The 17928-nt window shown below is 59.7% G+C and carries 20 protein-coding genes; 11 read left to right on the forward strand and 9 right to left on the reverse strand.

Annotated elements, in window-relative coordinates:
- Positions 1 to 22 precede the first annotated feature (22 nt).
- From AAAX32_RS02090 to AAAX32_RS02105, 4 genes are all read left to right on the forward strand, one after another.
- A complete protein-coding gene (locus AAAX32_RS02090) occupies positions 23 to 904 on the forward strand; it encodes an ABC transporter ATP-binding protein (RefSeq protein WP_349099817.1) in 882 nt (293 codons plus the stop codon).
- On the forward strand, positions 901 to 1599 hold the full coding sequence (locus AAAX32_RS02095) for an ABC-2 transporter permease (protein WP_349099818.1): 699 nt from the start codon (positions 901 to 903) through the stop codon (positions 1597 to 1599). The genes AAAX32_RS02090 and AAAX32_RS02095 overlap by 4 nt, the downstream gene beginning before the upstream one ends.
- A 278-nt stretch (positions 1600 to 1877) precedes the next feature.
- Positions 1878 to 2231: a class I SAM-dependent methyltransferase gene (locus tag AAAX32_RS02100; RefSeq protein WP_349099820.1), complete on the forward strand. Its 354-nt coding sequence runs from the start codon at positions 1878 to 1880 to the stop codon at positions 2229 to 2231.
- A complete protein-coding gene (locus AAAX32_RS02105) occupies positions 2228 to 2614 on the forward strand; it encodes a hypothetical protein (RefSeq protein WP_349099821.1) in 387 nt (128 codons plus the stop codon). Before AAAX32_RS02100 ends, AAAX32_RS02105 begins: the two co-directional genes overlap by 4 nt.
- 83 nt (positions 2615 to 2697) lie before the next feature.
- Here AAAX32_RS02105 and AAAX32_RS02110 read toward each other — a convergent pair whose 3' ends face one another.
- The 3 genes from AAAX32_RS02110 to AAAX32_RS02120 form a co-directional block, all read right to left on the reverse strand.
- Positions 2698 to 3987 (reverse strand): chloride channel protein, encoded by a 1290-nt coding sequence (locus tag AAAX32_RS02110; protein WP_349099822.1) that lies wholly within the window; start codon positions 3985 to 3987, stop codon positions 2698 to 2700.
- 125 nt (positions 3988 to 4112) lie between these two features.
- On the reverse strand, positions 4113 to 4646 hold the full coding sequence (locus tag AAAX32_RS02115; protein ID WP_349099823.1) for a TIGR00730 family Rossman fold protein: 534 nt from the start codon (positions 4644 to 4646) through the stop codon (positions 4113 to 4115).
- 36 nt (positions 4647 to 4682) lie between these two features.
- Positions 4683 to 5108 carry a potassium channel family protein gene (locus AAAX32_RS02120; RefSeq protein ID WP_349099824.1) on the reverse strand — a complete coding sequence of 142 codons (426 nt, stop codon included), beginning with the start codon at positions 5106 to 5108 and terminating at the stop codon, positions 4683 to 4685.
- 213 nt (positions 5109 to 5321) lie between these two features.
- On the opposite strand from AAAX32_RS02120, the gene AAAX32_RS02125 reads away from it, so the two are divergent.
- Positions 5322 to 8126, forward strand: coding sequence for a transporter substrate-binding domain-containing protein (locus tag AAAX32_RS02125; RefSeq protein ID WP_349099825.1), 2805 nt, complete (start codon positions 5322 to 5324; stop codon positions 8124 to 8126).
- A 42-nt stretch (positions 8127 to 8168) separates the two neighbouring features.
- Positions 8169 to 8648, forward strand: a complete 480-nt coding sequence (locus AAAX32_RS02130) for a pyridoxamine 5'-phosphate oxidase family protein (RefSeq protein ID WP_349099827.1) — start codon at positions 8169 to 8171, stop codon at positions 8646 to 8648.
- 96 nt (positions 8649 to 8744) lie between these two features.
- Here the strand turns inward: AAAX32_RS02130 and AAAX32_RS02135 are convergent, their stop codons facing one another.
- The gene (locus tag AAAX32_RS02135; RefSeq protein ID WP_349099829.1) at positions 8745 to 9956 is read right to left on the reverse strand and encodes an aminotransferase class I/II-fold pyridoxal phosphate-dependent enzyme; all 1212 of its coding nucleotides are present in this window, start codon (positions 9954 to 9956) and stop codon (positions 8745 to 8747) included.
- A gap of 112 nt (positions 9957 to 10068) precedes the next feature.
- On the reverse strand, positions 10069 to 10806 hold the full coding sequence (locus AAAX32_RS02140; RefSeq protein WP_349099830.1) for a TrmO family methyltransferase: 738 nt from the start codon (positions 10804 to 10806) through the stop codon (positions 10069 to 10071).
- Positions 10807 to 10946: 140 nt separating this feature from the next.
- Between AAAX32_RS02140 and AAAX32_RS02145 the strand changes: the two genes are divergently transcribed.
- Together AAAX32_RS02145 and AAAX32_RS02150 are read left to right on the forward strand one after the other, a co-directional pair.
- Positions 10947 to 11774 carry a TipAS antibiotic-recognition domain-containing protein gene (locus AAAX32_RS02145; RefSeq protein ID WP_349099831.1) on the forward strand — a complete coding sequence of 276 codons (828 nt, stop codon included), beginning with the start codon at positions 10947 to 10949 and terminating at the stop codon, positions 11772 to 11774.
- A 52-nt stretch (positions 11775 to 11826) separates the two neighbouring features.
- A complete protein-coding gene (locus tag AAAX32_RS02150) occupies positions 11827 to 12072 on the forward strand; it encodes a glutaredoxin (RefSeq protein WP_349099832.1) in 246 nt (81 codons plus the stop codon).
- A gap of 74 nt (positions 12073 to 12146) precedes the next feature.
- Here AAAX32_RS02150 and acgM read toward each other — a convergent pair whose 3' ends face one another.
- From acgM to AAAX32_RS02165, 3 genes are read right to left on the reverse strand one after another with little or no spacing between them, the layout of a single operon-like run.
- Positions 12147 to 13193, reverse strand: coding sequence for a radical SAM/SPASM domain protein, ACGX system (gene acgM, locus AAAX32_RS02155; protein WP_349099833.1), 1047 nt, complete (start codon positions 13191 to 13193; stop codon positions 12147 to 12149).
- A 45-nt stretch (positions 13194 to 13238) separates the two neighbouring features.
- Positions 13239 to 13859 carry a 4Fe-4S binding protein gene (locus AAAX32_RS02160; protein ID WP_349099834.1) on the reverse strand — a complete coding sequence of 207 codons (621 nt, stop codon included), beginning with the start codon at positions 13857 to 13859 and terminating at the stop codon, positions 13239 to 13241.
- 24 nt (positions 13860 to 13883) lie between these two features.
- The gene (locus AAAX32_RS02165) at positions 13884 to 14084 is read right to left on the reverse strand and encodes a hypothetical protein (RefSeq protein WP_349099836.1); all 201 of its coding nucleotides are present in this window, start codon (positions 14082 to 14084) and stop codon (positions 13884 to 13886) included.
- Between the two features lie 198 nt (positions 14085 to 14282).
- On the opposite strand from AAAX32_RS02165, the gene AAAX32_RS02170 reads away from it, so the two are divergent.
- The 3 genes from AAAX32_RS02170 to AAAX32_RS02180 all read left to right on the forward strand — a co-directional run bounded on the left by AAAX32_RS02170 (position 14283) and on the right by AAAX32_RS02180 (position 16368).
- Positions 14283 to 14615, forward strand: coding sequence for a helix-turn-helix domain-containing protein (locus AAAX32_RS02170; protein ID WP_117862845.1), 333 nt, complete (start codon positions 14283 to 14285; stop codon positions 14613 to 14615).
- Between the two features lie 141 nt (positions 14616 to 14756).
- Positions 14757 to 15542 carry a protein-ADP-ribose hydrolase gene (locus tag AAAX32_RS02175; RefSeq protein ID WP_349099837.1) on the forward strand — a complete coding sequence of 262 codons (786 nt, stop codon included), beginning with the start codon at positions 14757 to 14759 and terminating at the stop codon, positions 15540 to 15542.
- Positions 15484 to 16368 (forward strand): Sir2 silent information regulator family NAD-dependent deacetylase, encoded by an 885-nt coding sequence (locus AAAX32_RS02180; RefSeq protein ID WP_349099839.1) that lies wholly within the window; start codon positions 15484 to 15486, stop codon positions 16366 to 16368. The genes AAAX32_RS02175 and AAAX32_RS02180 overlap by 59 nt, the downstream gene beginning before the upstream one ends.
- A gap of 132 nt (positions 16369 to 16500) precedes the next feature.
- Here AAAX32_RS02180 and AAAX32_RS02185 read toward each other — a convergent pair whose 3' ends face one another.
- Entirely contained in the window at positions 16501 to 17688 is a 1188-nt protein-coding gene (locus AAAX32_RS02185; RefSeq protein ID WP_349099841.1) for an IS110 family transposase, read from the reverse strand.
- Positions 17689 to 17928 lie beyond the last annotated feature (240 nt).

The raw sequence follows: 17928 nt of genomic DNA on the forward strand, positions 1-17928 counted from the left end.
CATCTGCAAGAAAGGCTATACCATGCAAAACCTTTTAGAACTCAAAGGCATCTCACGCCGTGTGAGCGACCGTTTTTCGTTGCGAGAGGTCACACTCGCCGTGGAGCCCGGCCAGATCGTTGGCTTTGTGGGCGCAAATGGCGCCGGCAAGACGACGACCATTCGCGCCGCGCTTGGGCTTATAAAGCTCGATGCCGGCGAGGTGCATCTGCTTGGACAGCGCTGCGACGCCAACGCGCCCGACGAGACGCAGCGCCACCTGCGCTCCCGCATCGGGCTTGTCCTGGACACGTGTCCCTTCCCCTCCACGCTCAAGGTGGGCCAGGTCGAGAGGCTCGTAGGCCCGGCATACCCCACGTGGAGCTGCGAAACGTTCGCCGGATTCATCGACCGATTTGGCCTCGATCCCAAGACGAAGGTCAAGGACCTCTCCCGCGGCATGGGCATGAAGCTGCAGCTCGCCTGTGCGCTCAGTCACAATGCTAAGCTGCTCGTTTTGGACGAAGCCACCGCGGGCCTCGATCCCATGGCGCGCGAGGAACTGCTCGACGAGTTGCTTGCCTTTGTCGCCGACGGCCAGCACAGCGTGCTGCTCTCAAGCCACATTACATCCGACCTCGATCGCACTGCCGACCGCGTCATCTGCATCGATAACGGCTCGATTGTGTTTGACCTGCCGCGCGAGGACATTACCGACCGAGCCGGCATCGCCCACTGCACCCAAGCACAGGCGTCCGAGCTCATGGCTTGCGTCGAAGGCGCCCGTGCCGCCCACCACGCCTATAGCGTGGACGTGCTCGTGCCCAACCGTCGCGAGGCGCTCGAGGCCTTCCCCGAGATTCCCTGCGACCGGGCAACAATTGATGACTATCTTCGCCTCATGCTGAAAGGGGCTTCGAAATGAAACGCGCCTTTATGTCTGAGCTCGCCATCGTCCGCACGCTTGTCCCGAGCATCGCGGGCGTCGGCCTGTTCATCTTCGTCGTACTGACCCTCGCCAACGCATCGGATGGCGATTCCGGTATGAGCGCCGGCGCCTGTGCGGTCAGTGCCATGTCGCCCATCGTGGTTATGAACTCGCTGGCCGGCTACGACAATCAAAACGGATGGGAGCGCTATCGGGCAACGCTGCCCATCTCGCGCAAAGACATCATCTGCGCACGCTACCTGAGCATCATTGTCTTCTCGGCCGTCATGGCGTGCGCCGCCGCGCTTCTGAGCATCGTCTCCATCCCGCTCTTCAACAGCGTGGGTATCCCCTCGACGGGACAGACCGTCTTTGAGACCGCAATCGCTTCGACCGCGTCCATGCTCATTTCCCTCATGATGGTGTTTCTGGCACAGCCGCTGTTCTTTCGATTTGGACACATGGAGGCGCTGCGCCTTTCCGTCGGCCTGTTTGCCCTGCTCGGATGCCTTGCCATGGCCACACTGAGCTCCTCCAGCCCCATCAGCAACTGGCTCATGTCGATTGCTGGGGCGAATCCCGATCCCGCCGTCCTCGGCTGCCTGTGCGCAGGAATTGCCGTACTGGCCCTCGCGCTATGTGCACTTAGCTGCATCGTCAGCACCAAGGTCTATCGGGCACGCGACCTGTAGGCGGGCGAATCTCGACCCACGCAGGTCGTAATCGGCCACAATCGCGCCCCTCAAATCCGTGACAAATGGCATTTCCCCGGCCCGTGCGCAACGTTCTATAATCAAAGCGTCACGGGCCTCGGCCCAATTTCGATCATCCAAGGGGATGTCTTTTTGGTCATTGTTCTTTAGGGAACGGTCAATCGCATACAAATTGAAAACGGCCGTCCAACGGCCGCGGTTTGTTGCGCCGTTCCGCCTCCGTCATCTGCCACATATGCACCTGATAGGAAAGAACAATGAACTCTGCGAAATCTCAATCCTTCCCAAAAGCCACCAGCTTCGACGCGGCACTTGTGCACTCTAAGATTATGGGCCCCAATCCCCTCAAACTCTGCGAAGAGCTGCTTCACGATGTGCATATCCCCTGCGGCGTCCGCGTCTGCGACCTTGGATCGGGCACCGGTATCACCAGCGCCCTACTTGCCCGCGAATACGGGTTTGACACGTATGCTGTCGACCTGTGGAGCGATCCCGTCGAAAACCGCGCGTTCTTCGATTCGCTCGGTATTCCCCGCAACACGATTCACCTGTTAAGGCGGACGCCTCACAGGGGCTCCCGTTTGAGCACGACTATTTTGATGCGGTCGTGAGCATCGACTCGTACAACTACTACGGCCGCGACCCGCACTATCTGAGCGAGCGCTTGCTCCCCTATGTCAGGCGCGGGGGCATGCTGTATTTGAGCATCCCTGGCATGGCCTGCGACTGCCACGACAACCTGCCCGTTTGCCTGCTCAAATCCTGGACACCCGAGCAGCTCGACTATGTGCACGACATAGCCTGGTGGCGTGCCATGATCGAGCCGACCCCCGGCGTCGAAATTATCTCGATGCAGCCTATGCTCTGCACCGACGAAGCGTGGGAAGACTGGCTCGCCTGCGACAACGAGTACGCAGCAGGCGACCGCGCTGCCGTTGAAGCCGGCGCGCTCGAATACCTCAACACCATCGCCATTGTGCTGAGGAAGCTCTAAACAATAGCCGCGCGAGGCCGTAAACAAACGGCCTCGCGCGGCTTCTTTAAAACAAGTTCTGAACAACCGTAAAGCGCAATACGCTACTTGCGCAGCGGCTTGGGCAGCGGAATGCCGGCGGCGATAACGGCGGCGATGATCATGCAGACGATACCCTTGAGCGGGAAGCACATGAGCAGCAGGCCCACGACCATGACCGGCTGACGCATGACCGCACCCATCGTCGATGCCGTGCAGATGGCGACGCAAAAGACCGGATCGGCACCGGTGAGGATGGCAAGGCCGTAGCCCAGGCTTACGCCCGAGAAGATAACCGGGAAGAAGTGGCCGCCGCGCCAACCAAGGTTGATGAGGGCGGGCGTCAGCATGGCCTTAACAAGACCGGTCGCGATAAGCACGCCGGCGGGAATGGTGAGGTAGGTCTCCATAAGTACATCGGCCTGGGTCTCACCGGCAAACATGGTGTAGGGCAGGACCGTTCCGCAGATGGCGAGCGCCAGACCAGCCAGCATTGCCTTGACGACAGGGTGCTCCCCTATGGCATGGGACAGTACCTCGCTTGCATGCTCAGAGACAAAGTACAGCCAGCCGCATACGGTACCGACCAACGCCAGCGGAATGAGCCAGGCAAGCTCCAGGTTGCCCACCTCGGCGGACTCGAACCTGGGCATGCACATGCCGCCGCCCACAAGCTGGCCAAGCAGCAGGTAGGTACCCAGACCGCCGGCAATCGCAATGCCGTAGACCACAGTCTTTTGCGCCTTGGGGAGCTTGATGGTGATCTCATCGGATGCGGGGTCCCCGTCGCCGTCGGCGCTACCGGCAAGCGGTGCCACAAAGCCAAAGACGGGCGCGGTAAAGAGCGCCGTCAGGGCAGCCTGGGTGCCCAGCAGCGTGAGCTCCCTAAACTCGGCGCCAAAGCGACGCATGCGGTCGCCGACCCAGCTGCACAGACCCGCGATAACACCGGTCAGGCCGGCCTCCGGTCCAATGCTTCCGCCAAACAGCAGCGGCAGCAATGCCGCAAGCGAAAGCTTGCCGAGGTTGTCGTACGGGTAGCGACCGTCTTGCTTAACCTTGGCCATCACCTGGTTGAGGTCATCGGTCTTGGTGCCCGTCATCTTTTCGTACAGACCGATCAGCAGGCCGCCCAGCAGGCAGACGAAAAACGGGTACGGCAAAAAACCGAACGGACCGCTCGCGAGCTCGGGCGAAGCGACGCCCAGCATATGAGGGATCTCGGTCCATAGATAGTCGATACCGTACTCCATCGCAAAGAAAAACAGCCAGACCGCGGCGCCTGCGAACGCACCGGTCACGGCAACGCTCACTAAAAACAGCGCACGGTTTTTGGGTTTTGCAAGACTATTCATCGGGTCCTCCCGCGGTCAAAATCGACAAGGATACGTTTTATTGTAGGGCGAGCGTTGCCCGAACGAGCCAACCGTCTGCGCCGCAAACGGCACCATTGGGAGTCATAGTGGGGCAGGCTCAAGACTTATCCGTTAATAATCGAGGCAATCTCGCGCAAATCGTCGGCAAAGTAGATGCCGTGCTGGCGCTGCGGGCTCGATAAGCCCTTATCGATCATGTGTCCGAGCAGTGCCTTGAGGTCGTTGTAGTAACCGTCCAGGTTATACAGGATGCACGGAGCACTCAGGTGCCCCAACGACACCGCGGACATGACCTCGGCAATCTCCTCGAGCGTGCCCGTCCCGCCGGGAAAGGCAATGAAGGCATCGCCAAGCTCGATCATCTTGGCTTTGCGCTCGGCCATATCGCTCGTCACGATGAGGTCGTCGATACCGTCATGTTGAAACTCGGCCTCGATAAAAAAGCTCGGCTCAACACCCGTCACGTGTCCACCTGCCTCGAGTACGTTATCGGCAAGCGAACCCATCAGGCCCGATTTGGACCCGCCGTATACCAGCGCGTGGCCGTTGGAGCCAATCCAGTTGCCCAGTTCTTGCACCGCAGGCAGAAATGCTGGGTCGTTACCAACGCTGGCGCCCAGGTATACCGTGATATTCATATTCAGTCCCCCTCGTCGTGACGCGCGGCGCCCGTTCTAGCGCTGGCGTCGACGATACTCGCGCACGCGACGCGAAAGATCGGCAAGCTCGTCGCGATCGAGCTCTTCCAAATGCTCAAGATCGTCCATAAAGCGCGCCATGGTGTCCTTTTGACGCATCTTGATAAGCGTATTGCAGTAGTTCACCGCCACGCCCGTGAGCATGGCGATGTAGAAGATGCTGATGACGCTCAAAATGACGGTGATGGCGCGGGCAACCGGTGTCTCGGCCGGAATATCGCCAAAGCCGATCGTCGATACGGTCTCAAAGCTAAACCAGAGGCCGTCGCCAAACGTAAGGGTCGTGGGCTCGGACAGCCAGACGGCCGTCGAGCACAGCAGATAGAAAACAAGAAACAGGCCCGTGATGCGTGCAAAGCCAGCCTGGCGCAACACGTCGGCAAGCGTCCTCAACTTGTTCATCGCGACCCCTTTTCCCAGACGCCCCATCACATTCGCTCGGTATTGTCCCACAACCGGCACTTGGGCAACCGGCAGTTAGGGACGTTCCTTATGTGCCGGCAGAAAGGGACTGTCCCCAACTGCCGGGAGTGACCGTTTAGCGGTGCAGCTGCCGACGAGGCAGGCTGTGCTGGTATCCTTATGCGAAACTGTCTCGACTCGATAGGATTTCATGTGAAACCTTCCGCCGTCCTTCGCTTAGCCCTACGTCGCACCCTGGCTGTCGCGCTTGCCGCACTCGCCATACTGAGCACCATCATGCCCGCCCCCGCTTTTGCCGCCGACTCCGACCAGCAGGTCAAGACGGTCCGCGTTGGCTGGCTCGTCAACAACAGAGGCTTCCAGGAAGGCACACCGGGCGAGCGCCTCTCGGGATGGGGCTACGAGTACCTCCAGACCCTCTCGTATTACACAAAGGGCTGGCAATACGAATACGTTAGCGGCACCTTCTCCGAGCTTATGGACATGCTCGAGGCAGGCGAAATCGACCTCATGCCCAACATCTCGTATTCGGCAGAACGCGAGCAGAAGCTGCTCTTTTCCTCGAACCCCGAGGGCACCGAGCGCTACTACATCTACGCCAGGCCCGACCGCGACGACCTGGCCAAGGGTGACCCCCAGGCGCTCCAAGGCCTCACCATCGGCTGCAACTCTGGCGTTATGCAAACTATCGTCGGCCAACAGTGGCTCACCAACGAAGGCATCACCTGCACCTATAAAGAAATCAGCACCGGCGGCGCCCTCTTTGAGGCGCTTGCAGACGGCGAGGTCGACGCCGTCATTATGAACGACACCATCTCGTCGCCCGATGCGTCGCCCATGTTCTACGTTGGCTCGAGCGACTACTATTTTGCCGTTCCCAAAAGCCGCCCTGATCTGATGAACGACATCAACGCCGCCATGACGACCATCGCTCGCGATAACCCGCGCTATAACGAGGAAGTCAAATCGAGTCACTCGGCCCAAAACAGTGGCTCGTCATCGCTCACCGGCACCGAGACCACCTGGCTCAAAGAAAACGGCAATACCATCACGCTCGGCTATCTTAAAAACCAACTTCCCTACTGTACGCAAAATGACGACGGCGAGATGGAAGGGTCGCTCGCCTCGCTTGCAACGACGTTGCACGACAAGTTTGGCATTACGGTCAAAACAATCGCACTCTCGAACAACAAGCAAATGATCAAAGCCCTTTCCAACGGAACCATCGATGTCGCCCTGCCGTTGTTTCGCGACTACTGGCTCGCCGAGCAGACAGGGGTCATCCAGTCAAACTCGATGGGAACGGTTTCGCTGACCGCCATTCACAGTGGCAAAAACCTGAACAGCGACCTTAAGAACATCGCTTGTACAAAGAGCACAATCGTTAACCGTTTTGAGCTCGAAAGTCTCTTTCCGAACGCAACGGTAACCGAGTATTCGAATGACGGCGAGGTGCTCAAAGCCCTCAATGAGGGGAAGGCACGTTGCATCATTGTCCCCAGCACGCGCCTGGAAACTCTCCGCGACATCTACGACATCGAGGATTTCGAAACACAGGAACTCACCAACACGGCGCAACTATCGTGTTTAATTTCGCGCGGCAAGCCCGAGCTGCTGGGAATCATCAATAAGGGCATCGTCAATGCAGGTGAATCGCTCTCTGCAAACAGCTATTTCCCCACATCGTACTCGGCGCAAGAATCGGATGCGTTCCGACTTCTCTACCGCAACCGCATCGTCATTGCGGCAGTTGTCATCTGCATTTTGCTCACCGGCATCGTCATCCTTGTCTGGTCGCTTTACCGCGCACAGAAAGAACAGCAGAAAGCCGATGCCGCCAACGCCGCTAAGACAGCATTCCTCACGCGCATGAGTCACGACATCCGCACGCCGCTCAACGGCATCCTGGGTCTTATCGAAATTGAGGAATTGAAAGACGGCGATATGCAAGTCGCCCGCGAAAGCCGCGCCAAGGCGCGTGTTGCCGCCAATCACCTGCTCTCGCTGATCAACGACATCCTCGAGATGGGCAAAATCGAGGACCGCAAGCTAACACTGGAACATGCTCCTTTTAACCTCAAAGAGCTCTGTGACGATGCGCTGGTGCTGTGCAAGCTCCGCGCGTCCGGTAACGGCATCACAATGCAGGACAATAGCCTGCCGTACGCCACGGGGCCATACATGATCGGCAGTCCCACCCATATCCGACGGATCATAATCAACCTGCTAGACAACAGTATTAAGTACAACAAGCGCGGCGGCTCCGTCACCTTTAGCTCACAGACCAAGCCACTCGATGATGGGCGCGCGCTCTTTTGCTTTAGCGTTTTGGATACCGGCATTGGCATGGCTCCCGAGTTTTTAAAGCATATCTATGAGCCGTTTGCCCAAGAAGGTAACGATGCGCGCAGCAAGTTCCAAGGAACCGGCATGGGCATGCCAATCGTCAAGTCGCTTATTGAACTGATGGGCGGCACGATCGAGATTTCGAGTGAGGTTGGCGTGGGAAGCACGTTCAACGTCCAGATTCCGCTCGATATCGACAAGAACCCTCAGGCTAAAGAACGTGCGGACGGCCAGGCAAACAGTTGCTCGCTTGCCGGCATGAACGTTCTTTTGGCAGAAGATAACGAGCTCAATGCCGAGATTGCCCAGGCTCTGCTCGAAAGCGAGGGCATCGTCGTAACTCGCGCCGCCGACGGCAACGAAGCGGTCGACCTATACGTTGGCCGTCCCGCGGGTAGCTTCGATGCGATTCTAATGGACATCATGATGCCTGGCATGGACGGCTACGAGGCAACCCGCGCGATTCGTCTAAGCGAGAAGGCCGATGCGGCCGATATCCCCATCATCGCGCTCACCGCCAACGCCTTTGCCGAGGATGCCCAGGCGGCACACGATGCCGGCATGAACGCTCACCTGCCCAAGCCGCTCGACTTTAACAAGCTCAAAAACATGCTCGCCCGCATCAAGAAATACGGATCAGTTTCGCTATAGTTTGTGCTCAACCACCATGCACGGCCAGAAAGGAAACCAACGATGTTTAGGCCCTTACGTCGAAAGAAACGCGCCATCACCGACGAGGAAGCGCGCGAGTTGCTCGCCACCTGCAAGCGCGGCGTCTTTGCCGTCAACGGCGACGATGGCTACCCGTACGCCATTCCCGTCAACTACTTCTTCGACGCCGAGCACGACAAGATTTATTTCCATGGCGCCAAAGCCGGCCACAAGGTCGACGCACTCAAGCGCGATGACAAGATCTGCTTTACCGTTTACGGCAACGAGTGGTACAAGGACGATGACTGGGCTCCCTACGTTATGAGTACCGTGGTCTTTGGCCGTTGTCGCCTGGTAGATGAAGCGCCCGCGTTTATCGAGGACAAAGTCCGCCAGCTCGCGCTTAAGTACTACCCTTCCGCCGAAGAAGTCGAGGAGGAAATCGCCAAAGACATCAAGGGCGTCCAACTCTACGAGATTACGATTGAGCATCTTTGCGGCAAGCAGATTCAGGAAAAGTAGCGAATGCGAAAAACGCGCTCGCTACCCTCTGCGCCCCATGCGCCCACGCATTTTGACGGCGTGGGCGCATGGGGCAGCACTCGAATCGAGCGCCCCCTATACCCCAAAAACGTAGCGGTCCAGGCGCTCACACGCCTCCTTTACCCGCGAAAGGGGCAGTGCCAGATTCACGCGAATGTGGCAGGGCCCGTGGAACGGGCGGCCGTCCTGATACCCCACGCCCACACGAGCGCCCTCGTCGAGCAGCCACTGAATATCGCGGCCATGCTCGCGGCACCACGCTGTGCAGTCCAGGAACACCATGTACGTGCCCTGCGGACGCGAATAGGACACGCCCGCAAAATGCTTGTCCACGTAACTGCAGAAGTAGTCGATATTACCGGAAAGCACCTGGTTGAGCTCGTCCACCCACTCGTAGCCTTGCGGCTGGTAGGCACCGATAAGCGCATGCATGGAGAGGACGTTCATCTCGTTGTAGTGCGTCTTGTTGGACACGGCGCACACGCGGTCGCGCAGCGTCTCGTTATAGATGATGTGGTAGCTGCCGGCCAAGCCCGCCAGGTTGAACGTCTTGCTCGGCGCATAGAGGGCAACCGTGCGCATGCGGGCATCCTCACTCACCGACTGCGTCGGGATATGCTTGTGCCCCGGCAGGATGATATCGGACCAAATCTCATCCGAAATCACCACGCAATCGTGCTGGCGATAGATATCCATGGTGCGCTCGATCTCGTCGCGCTCCCATACGCGGCCGCAGGGATTGTGCGGCGAGCAGAACACCGCGGCATGGATGTGGTTTTGGGCGAGCTTTCGCTCCATGTCCTCAAAGTCCATGCGCCACACGCCTCGATCGTCGAGCTTAAGCGGGCTGTGGACAATGCGATAGCCCGCGGCTTCGATAGACTTGGTAAAGCCGATGTAGGTGGGACTGTGGACCAGTACCGCATCGCCCGGCTGGACATATGCGCGCAGCGTCGACACGACACCGCCCAGCACGCCGTTTTCGTAGCCGATATGCTCCGGCGCCAAGCCCTCAACGCCGTTGCGACGGCTTTGCCATTCGATGATGCGGTCGAAGTACTCGTCACGCGGATTGAAATAGCCAAACATGGGATGCTGGGCGCGCTGAATGATGTGTTCCTGAACCGTGGGCACCGTGGCAAAATTCATATCCGCCACCCACATGGGGATGCGGTCGAAGCCCTCGTCGGGTGCGTTCGGAGCCATGTCGGGAATTTCTCCCCAGGAGTCAACGGCGATGGCGTCCATACCGTGGCGGTCGATAAGCGAGGTAAAGTCGTATTTCATGCTGAGCTCCCGTGCAAAGCGGATTGTTTCGGTAGGCGTTATTGTCCACCAGCGTGGGCGGTTTTGACATGGGGTTTGGCGCTTAATTTGACGGGTGCGGACGAATGGCTGGTTAGTCTTGCGCGTCGTTGATAGCGGTTACCGTCAGCCTTGTTCCGTCGACCGTAAACGATATGTCGAGCCCGGCGTAGGCCAAGTGGTAAACGCGGTTGGGCTCGTGCTTGCTACCCGCACGGCGCGGATCTTGGCGAAGGACCTCGACCAAGCCGGGGAGCTTTGCAGGCGGGACCGTATCTTTCAGCGCTTGTGGGAACTCAACATCGAGCTCTTGCCACGGCGCGTCCTCAATCCAGCCGCCCGTCGCATCCGGGTGACAGTCGGCAAATGGAATGTAGGGCTTGATGTCGTAGATGGGCGTGCCGTCGCGCAGGTCGGCCCCCAGTATATGGATGATCGGGCCATCATCGGTGAGCTCAACACGGCTGAGCTTGACGCAGGTGAGCCCGATGGGATTAGGGCGAAACGGACTGCGTGTGGCAAACACGCCCACACGCTCGGCTCCACCCAGACGCGGCGGGCGCACGGTTTTCGACCATTTTGCGTTGGTGCCGGACCTGTCCTGCGTTTTGGCATCGGCGGCTATGTCCTTAGCCGTGCCGCCGGGCGTTCCGTTTTCGAAGCACCACAGCAGCCATAGGTGAGAGAAGGAGTCCAGACCCTCAACTGCAGCGTTGGAGGCAAATTCCGGCTCAAAGACGATGCGACCCTGCAGATGGGGCGCCAAAAAGCTGTTGCGTGGGATGCCGAACTTCTGCGGCAGGTCGGTATGTATGTGTGCAATAGGTTCCATGCCGGTCATTGTACGGCATGGAGGCGTGGGGTGTTGCGCGCAATTCTTCGCCGCGGTCCCCGTCGTGCAACCAACGGTTGCTTGGAAGGGTGCCGGCCGCCGCGTATGCTTAAAGCAACAAACAGCAGAAAGGAGCCGTCATGGCCTTTGCAGAAAAGCTCATCGCCATCCGCCGCGACAACAATCTCACCCAAGAGCAGCTTGCCGCCAAGCTCTTCGTCACACGCCAAGCCGTCAGCCGTTGGGAGCGCGACGAGGTCACACCGGGCATCGACATGATGAAGCTCATCGCCGCCGTAACCGGGGAGCCGCTGTCTCACCTGCTCGAAATGCCCGAGCACTATTGCCAGAGCTGCGGCATGATACTCACGCCCGACGTCTGCGGCACCGACGCCACGGGCGCCACGACCGACCATTACTGCAAGTGGTGCTACGACCACGGCAAGTACACCTACGACACCACCATGGAGGCAATGATCGAGGATTGTGCCCCGCGGCTGGCACAAAACACCGGCATGTCGCTCGACGAAGCCGTCTCGCTCATGGGAGCCGTCCTGCCACAACTGGAGCGCTGGCGCACCGTGCAGGAAAACGAGGAGCGCTACGGCGCCGAAGCACGGGCGCGCTATGGCGATGAGGCTATCGATGCAGCAAACGAAACGTTACTGGACATGGATCCTCAGACATGGAACGACATGAAAGAACTCGAGCGCGCTATTCTGGGTCAGCTCTCGATTGCCATGGGCGACGGCGATCCAAAGAGCAGCGAGGCCCAAAAACTTGTTGCGATGCATCGTCGTTGGATTGGCCTCAACTGGGGAAGCGAACCCCAAGACGAGGCATACCTGGGGCTCGCTCACGGCTATCTTGCCGACCAGCGCTTTGTCGACTACTACGACAAGCCCTGCGGCGCCGGGGCCACAGCGTTTCTGGTCCAGGCCATCGAGTCATCGCTGGCTTGCGCATAGACCGCGGCGGCTTTGGGTATCTCAATCGAAACCTCAACCGATTGGAGACACCATGGCTACTGATCATGAGCTCGTGTTGTACGTTATGACCGGCTGCCCGTATTGCATAAAGGTCAAGCGCTTTTTGGCCGATAACGGCGTGACCATTCCCGAGCGCAATATCTCGACCGACCCCGATGCCGAGCAGACACTCATCGCCGTCGGCGGAAAGCGCCAGGTTCCTTGCCTATTCATCGACGGCAAACCACTCTACGAATCGAGTGACATCATCGCATGGGTACAGGAGAACCTGCTCTAGCACTCATTGGGGACGTACTTAAATGAGTAGTCGTTAAAGAACGTCCCCAACGGCTACCCGATGACACGGCGATCCTATTCCTCGATCTCTTTCCAGCACTGAGGATCGGCTTCGTACATATCGCCTGTGTAACCATACGCCACAGCGGGGCAGCCTCGGCACCAGCCGAAAAGCTCGCATTTGGAGCACTTCTTGAACTTTTTAAAGTCGCGCTTTGCCTCCATCTGCGGCGAAAAGAACAGCTCCTCGAGCGTGTTCTCGGCAACGTTGCCCACCTTGCTCTCCATGCGGCGACATGCATAGACGTCGCCCGTAGGCAGCACCGTCATATGGCCCGTACCGCAATGGCAGCCGTCATAGATCATGCCGGGCTTGGCGCTCATGGGGATGGTGAATTTGCCCTGCTCCCACAAAAGAAGCGTCCACAGGTGATCTTTGAACTGGAAGAACGTTTTGCAGCCCGCAGCCTGGTGAAACTCCATACGCTCTTGCGCGCCCAGCAGCACGTCGCGATATTCCAGCGGCTCCAGATGGAACTCATCACGCTTTTGGCCCGAGGTGGGGCAGTATCGTCCAAAAGCGAACACGTCGACTTCGAGGCTTGCCACAAGGTCAATGAGCTGCGGCAGCTCGGCGGCATTCATACTCGAAACCGTGTTCATAACGGCAACCCAGATACCCGCGCGCTTAAGGCACCCAATCGCACGCAAGGTCTCGACAAACGAGCCGGGCTTACGGAAGTAATCGTGCGTTTTCTCGAGTCCATCGAGCGAGAGCTGGTATTTGCGGCATCCCAACTCTTTCATGCGGGCGCAGACCTCGTCGGTCAGATGGAACGGATTGCCCATCACGCACCACATAAAACCCCGCTCGTGCAAAAGCTTGGCAAGGCGCCAAAAATCGGGATGGAGTATGGGGTCACCGCCCGTAACGTAAAAGTACGGCTGACGACCGATGCGTTCGCAGAGGGCCTGGGCCTGATCGACGACCTCGACCATCTGCTCCCACGGCATGCGCTTAAAACCAGCGCAGGCACCGTTGGCGAAGATATAGCAATGTTTGCAACGCTGATCGCATTCATCCGTAATATGCCACTGGAAGGCAAACGCGGGCTTTTGCATCGTGGGACTCCCTTGGTCGATGTTCAAATTGATGACGATATTGGGCTACAGGCGCTCAACGGCGCCGACGGGGCAATTCTCTTCACAGGCGCCACAGTGCAAGCAGTGCTCAGGCTCTATGCGATACGAGTCACCCGGCTCGATGCACTTCTGCGGACAGTGCTCAAGACAGGTACCGCAACCGATACACGCATCGGAATCAATACGAAAACCCTTAACGGGCGCGGACGCCATGTCCTCGTCTAGGGTAAAGACAGCGCGCTCAATAGGACGAACCCCCAGGTTAAAGTAGTCGAGCACGATGTTTTCGACCTTAAAGATAATGTTGATATCACGCGTATCACCGGGATAAACGTTGGCAAGATACGGCTGCTCGGCATAAATAACGTCACGCCAGTAAACTTGCTCGGAATCCAAGGCGGGAGTGGCAACGCCGGACATGCGGATCATTTCGTTAAACCGCGTGTGGACGAGCGTTTGGACGCGCCCATCGGCCATAAGCTGGCGGGCCATCTCCTTGCCGCGCGCCGTGAGGAAGTAGATGGCGCGGGACTCGTAATGTACAGCGCTCACGCAGCGAATTTGCGGCGCGCCATTTTCGTCCACAGTTGCCAGCGAGAGCGTCCCGGCAAGCTGCATCTTTTTGAGGCAAGTCTGAGCATCCATTACGAGTCCCTTTCTAGCGATTGCTTACTGAGCGTCCGCAGCGCCGCAAGCGGTACCACAGGCCGGAGCAGCCTTGGGATCGGCAGAGCCGCAGGCAGGAGCGGCAGCAGGATCGACGGAGCCGCAAGCAGGAGCAGCCGCGGGATCGGCGGAGCCGCAGGCGGGCGCGGGATCGGAGGTACCGCAAGAAGCGAAGGCGGCAACGTTCTCGAGATTCTCGGACATGGCAATTCCTTTCGATTGGGGGCGGCTGGGCGAAGCCGCCCGGACGTAGACGCTTTTGCGCCTAAGCACATCATGCGAGGAATGCACCCCACCCAAAAGAAGGCACTAATCTATTAGCCAGTTACCAAAAAGTAAGTTGTAGCCGCGGGCGCCAGCAGCTGCGATAATGCAAGCAACCTACCCGATTGCGAGGTTACCATGCTCACCAAAGAAGAACTGCCTCCCTGCCCCGTCGCTACGTGTTTTCAGCTCTTTGGCAACAAGTGGAAAATCTATATCATCCAGCAGCTCATTGAGCAGCCCCTGGGCTTCAACGCGCTACATCGCTCTATTCCCGGCATCAGTCAAAAGGTGCTCTCGTCAAACCTAAAGGAAATGGATGCCGCGGGACTTATCACGCGCACCGTCATTCCCGAAACGCCCATCCGTACCGAATACGCGCTGAGCGAGCTGGGTCAAAGCCTTATGCCCATCATCGATTCTCTTGTGGAATGGGGCACCGACTACCAGCAGCTTGTGCGAAGCTCCTAGCAGCTACGGGCTTTTGCAAATTGAGCGCCGTGGGGCATACCGCTCCACGGCGCTTACCTTTTTGTGCCTTCTTTTGAAGAAGCGGTCCGGGTTGCACACTGCTGTCAAACACGCCCAACTCAATTGGACAGGAGGTCAGCCATGAATCAAGCCGAGCGTCGTATTTGGCTTATCGACGCATTGCTCAACGAGCGAGCGGACGGACGCGGCATTGCCGTTCCCGCCGGAGCCGGCGAGCAGCGTGATTTACTCAGGGCCCTTATGAACGTGCGGTCGCCCGAAGCGCTCGCGACAGAGGTGCTCAACGTCCAGGATGCCTACCTGCAGCAGCGGCTTGTTGAGCGCGGTGGAGCGACCGACGCCAGCACGCTCCCCTACCGCAATCGCATTGCCGTCTGGCGTGGCGACATCACGCTGCTTAAGGCCGACGCCATCGTCAACGCCGCCAACAGCCAAATGCTCGGCTGTTTTGTGCCGGGACACCGCTGCATCGACAATGCCATCCACACATACGCCGGCATGCAGCTGCGCCTAATATGCGCCGGCCTCATGTGCAAACAAGGACACGAGGAACCGACCGCACGCGTTAAGGTCACGCCAGCGTTTAACCTGCCGAGCAGCCATATCTTCCACACCGTCGGTCCCATCGTGCCCAGCCATAAGCCTGGCCCGCGCGAGGAATTACTGCTACGCCGTTGCTACACCAGCTGCCTGGAAGAAGCGACACGTCGAAAGCTCGACACGCTTGCCTTCTGCTGCATTTCGACGGGCGTCTTTGGCTATCCCCAACAAGCCGCCGCGCGCGTTGCCATCGATGCCGTTCGTCATCATCTAGACCATAACGACCCCAACCTTAAGGTGATCTTCAATGTTTTTCTCGCGTCTGACGAGTCAATCTACCGCGACCTTCTCCAAGCAGATCGCTAAGCTCCGAGCCGCACTCGATGCATCCGACGCCGTGATAATCGGCGCCGGCGCGGGTCTTTCCACCGCGGCTGGCTACGCCTACGCGGGAGAGCGCTTCGAGAAACTCTTTGGCGACTTCGCCGCACGCTACGGCTTTACCGACATGTACTCCGGCGGTTTCTACCCCTATGACTCCCTCGAGGAATACTGGGCATTTTGGAGCCGCTATATCATGTGCAACCGATATGACCCCATACCCAAGCCCATCTACGAACAGCTTTTGGGCCTGCTGCGCGACCGAGATTACTTTGTGCTGACCACAAACGTAGACCATTGCTTCCAACGCGCCGGTTTCGATAAACAGCGACTCTTTTACACGCAGGGCGACTATGGTCTATTCCAGTGCAGCAAGCCCTGCTGTCAGGAAACTTGGGACAACGAAGAGCTCGTACATTACATGGTCGCCGCCCAAGAAGACCTGCGCATTCCTTCTGCGCTAGTGCCCCGTTGCCCCCATTGCGGCTCCCCGCTCACGATGAACCTGCGCGCCGACGATACGTTTGTGCAGGATAAGGGCTGGTATGCCGCGGCCGACCGTTACCAAGATTTCCTGCGCCGCCACAGCAATATGCGCATCCTGTTCTTGGAGCTTGGTGTGGGCGGCAACACGCCCGTCATCATCAAGTACCCGTTTTGGCAGATGACCGCCAAAAACGAGCGAGCGACGTACGCATGCGTCAATTTTGGCGAGGCAGTCGCTCCGGCAGAAATCGCCGATCGCAGCATCCTGATTGACGCCGACGCAGGGCGCGCGCTGGACGCACTTGCCGTCCAAGCCGTCAGATAGCAAAGACAATACTGTCTCATAAACATGTACGTCAGCATCCAAAGTCGGCATTTTTTGACATCTTTGGATGCTGACGTACAGCTTTTACAACATGGTCGTTGGGTGTTCCTATAGTTTTGTCAACCGTCGGGGCTACTCCCGGTAGGGCACCCGGTCGCGCATCACGGCGTATATCGCCCTGAGCCGCTTCCTCGCGACGGCCTTGAGCGCCCGCCCGTGCCCCATGCCCCGCGCCCTGCAGGCCCGGTAGTACTCGCCGTAGCGCCCCGAGGACCTCACCAGGCTGTTGCACGAGAAGATCAGCAGGGACTTGAGCCTCGCGTCGCCGCGCCTGGACGCCCTGACCGACCTCACCGACGTTCCGGAGCTCCTCACCCTCGGGGCTATGCCGCAGTACGAGGCCAGGTGGTCGTGGTCCGGGAACCTCCCAATGTCGACCGACACCGCGAGCTGCGCCGCGGTCCTCGGGCCGATGCCGGGCACGGTGAGCAGGCACGCGTAGGTCTCGTCGCCCTCGAGCAGCGCCGCCGTCTCGGCCTCGAGGGCCCCGGCCTCGTCGAGGGCCTCCGATATCCGGGCGGCCAGGAACCTGACCTGCCTGTTCTCGGCCTCGACGAGCGCCGGCGGGGGCGCGGTGGAGGCGGCCGCGGCCTCCCCGGCGGCCTCGGCCCGCGGGCCCCCGGCCCCGGAGCGGGCGATCCCCCACGCCCCGCCGAACCCGGCGAGCAGCTCCAGCCACCGCCGGTCCGACAGGTCGACCGCGGCCTCGAGGGCCGGGCAGGACTCGAGCAGCACCGCGCGCGGGCGGTTCTTGCCCCTGGTCGCGCAGGCGACGACGTGGTCGCGCTGCGACGAGAGGGCGCGGGCGGCCTCGAGGGCCTCGCCGCGGCCCGGGACCCCCGACAGGGAGTCCGGCACGCCCAGGGCGGTCCGCGCGATCACCGCGGCGTCGCGCTCGTCGGTCTTGGCCTCGCCGGCGAACAGGCCGGCGGCGCGGCTGGCGGCGAGCCCGGGCAGGTGGGCGACCCCGAGCCCCGCGGCGCGGGCCCGCCTCACGGCGAGGGACCCTATGTTGCGGAACTGGTCGACGACGACGAGCGTGCCGGCGGGCGCGGAGGCGAACAGCGCGTCGAGCTCGGCCTCCCTGTTGCGGACGGGGGCGCTGGCCAGCACCTCCCCGTCGCGGTCGATCAGGCAGGCCCAGTGCGATGACTTGCCGACGTCCAGGCCGAGCACGGCCGCGGGCCTGGTGGATGGCGCTTTCACGGTGGTATCCTTCCGGTAGTCGTTCGACCGGATGGCCTCCCCCTCGGCACTCACATTACCAGCCGCGGCACCTGCCCGGCACTTTCCTATCAGCCGTCGGGGGCGGCGCGTCCCGCGCCGGCAGCACCCAACGGGCCCTCTCGGGGGCAGGGACGTTCGGCCGTGCGCGGGCGCCCGGTCGGCGGCCCGTTCTGGGCGCGCCTCAATCGTAGCCCGAGACGGTCCCGGGCTGACAATTTCGACTGTAATGGACGTTCTTTAATGACTAGTCGTTTAAGAACGTCCCCAACGACT

This window comes from Collinsella sp. CLA-ER-H3, from assembly GCF_040092425.1.
Taxonomy (GTDB): domain Bacteria; phylum Actinomycetota; class Coriobacteriia; order Coriobacteriales; family Coriobacteriaceae; genus Collinsella.

Excerpts from the sequence above, each read along its gene's own strand:
- AAAX32_RS02140 (WP_349099830.1), bottom strand. The coding sequence starts at position 10,806 with ATGGAACCTATTGCACACATACATACCGACCTGCCGCAGAAGTTCGGC.
- AAAX32_RS02090 (WP_349099817.1), top strand. The coding sequence starts at position 23 with ATGCAAAACCTTTTAGAACTCAAAGGCATCTCACGCCGTGTGAGCGAC.
- AAAX32_RS02110 (WP_349099822.1), bottom strand. The coding sequence starts at position 3,987 with ATGAATAGTCTTGCAAAACCCAAAAACCGTGCGCTGTTTTTAGTGAGC.
- AAAX32_RS02100 (WP_349099820.1), top strand. The coding sequence starts at position 1,878 with ATGAACTCTGCGAAATCTCAATCCTTCCCAAAAGCCACCAGCTTCGAC.
- AAAX32_RS02095 (WP_349099818.1), top strand. The coding sequence starts at position 901 with ATGAAACGCGCCTTTATGTCTGAGCTCGCCATCGTCCGCACGCTTGTC.
- AAAX32_RS02170 (WP_117862845.1), top strand. The coding sequence starts at position 14,283 with ATGCTCACCAAAGAAGAACTGCCTCCCTGCCCCGTCGCTACGTGTTTT.
- AAAX32_RS02135 (WP_349099829.1), bottom strand. The coding sequence starts at position 9,956 with ATGAAATACGACTTTACCTCGCTTATCGACCGCCACGGTATGGACGCC.
- AAAX32_RS02120 (WP_349099824.1), bottom strand. The coding sequence starts at position 5,108 with ATGAACAAGTTGAGGACGCTTGCCGACGTGTTGCGCCAGGCTGGCTTT.
- AAAX32_RS02180 (WP_349099839.1), top strand. The coding sequence starts at position 15,484 with ATGTTTTTCTCGCGTCTGACGAGTCAATCTACCGCGACCTTCTCCAAG.
- AAAX32_RS02130 (WP_349099827.1), top strand. The coding sequence starts at position 8,169 with ATGTTTAGGCCCTTACGTCGAAAGAAACGCGCCATCACCGACGAGGAA.
- AAAX32_RS02165 (WP_349099836.1), bottom strand. The coding sequence starts at position 14,084 with ATGTCCGAGAATCTCGAGAACGTTGCCGCCTTCGCTTCTTGCGGTACC.
- AAAX32_RS02145 (WP_349099831.1), top strand. The coding sequence starts at position 10,947 with ATGGCCTTTGCAGAAAAGCTCATCGCCATCCGCCGCGACAACAATCTC.
- AAAX32_RS02175 (WP_349099837.1), top strand. The coding sequence starts at position 14,757 with ATGAATCAAGCCGAGCGTCGTATTTGGCTTATCGACGCATTGCTCAAC.
- acgM (WP_349099833.1), bottom strand. The coding sequence starts at position 13,193 with ATGCAAAAGCCCGCGTTTGCCTTCCAGTGGCATATTACGGATGAATGC.
- AAAX32_RS02115 (WP_349099823.1), bottom strand. The coding sequence starts at position 4,646 with ATGAATATCACGGTATACCTGGGCGCCAGCGTTGGTAACGACCCAGCA.
- AAAX32_RS02160 (WP_349099834.1), bottom strand. The coding sequence starts at position 13,859 with ATGGATGCTCAGACTTGCCTCAAAAAGATGCAGCTTGCCGGGACGCTC.
- AAAX32_RS02150 (WP_349099832.1), top strand. The coding sequence starts at position 11,827 with ATGGCTACTGATCATGAGCTCGTGTTGTACGTTATGACCGGCTGCCCG.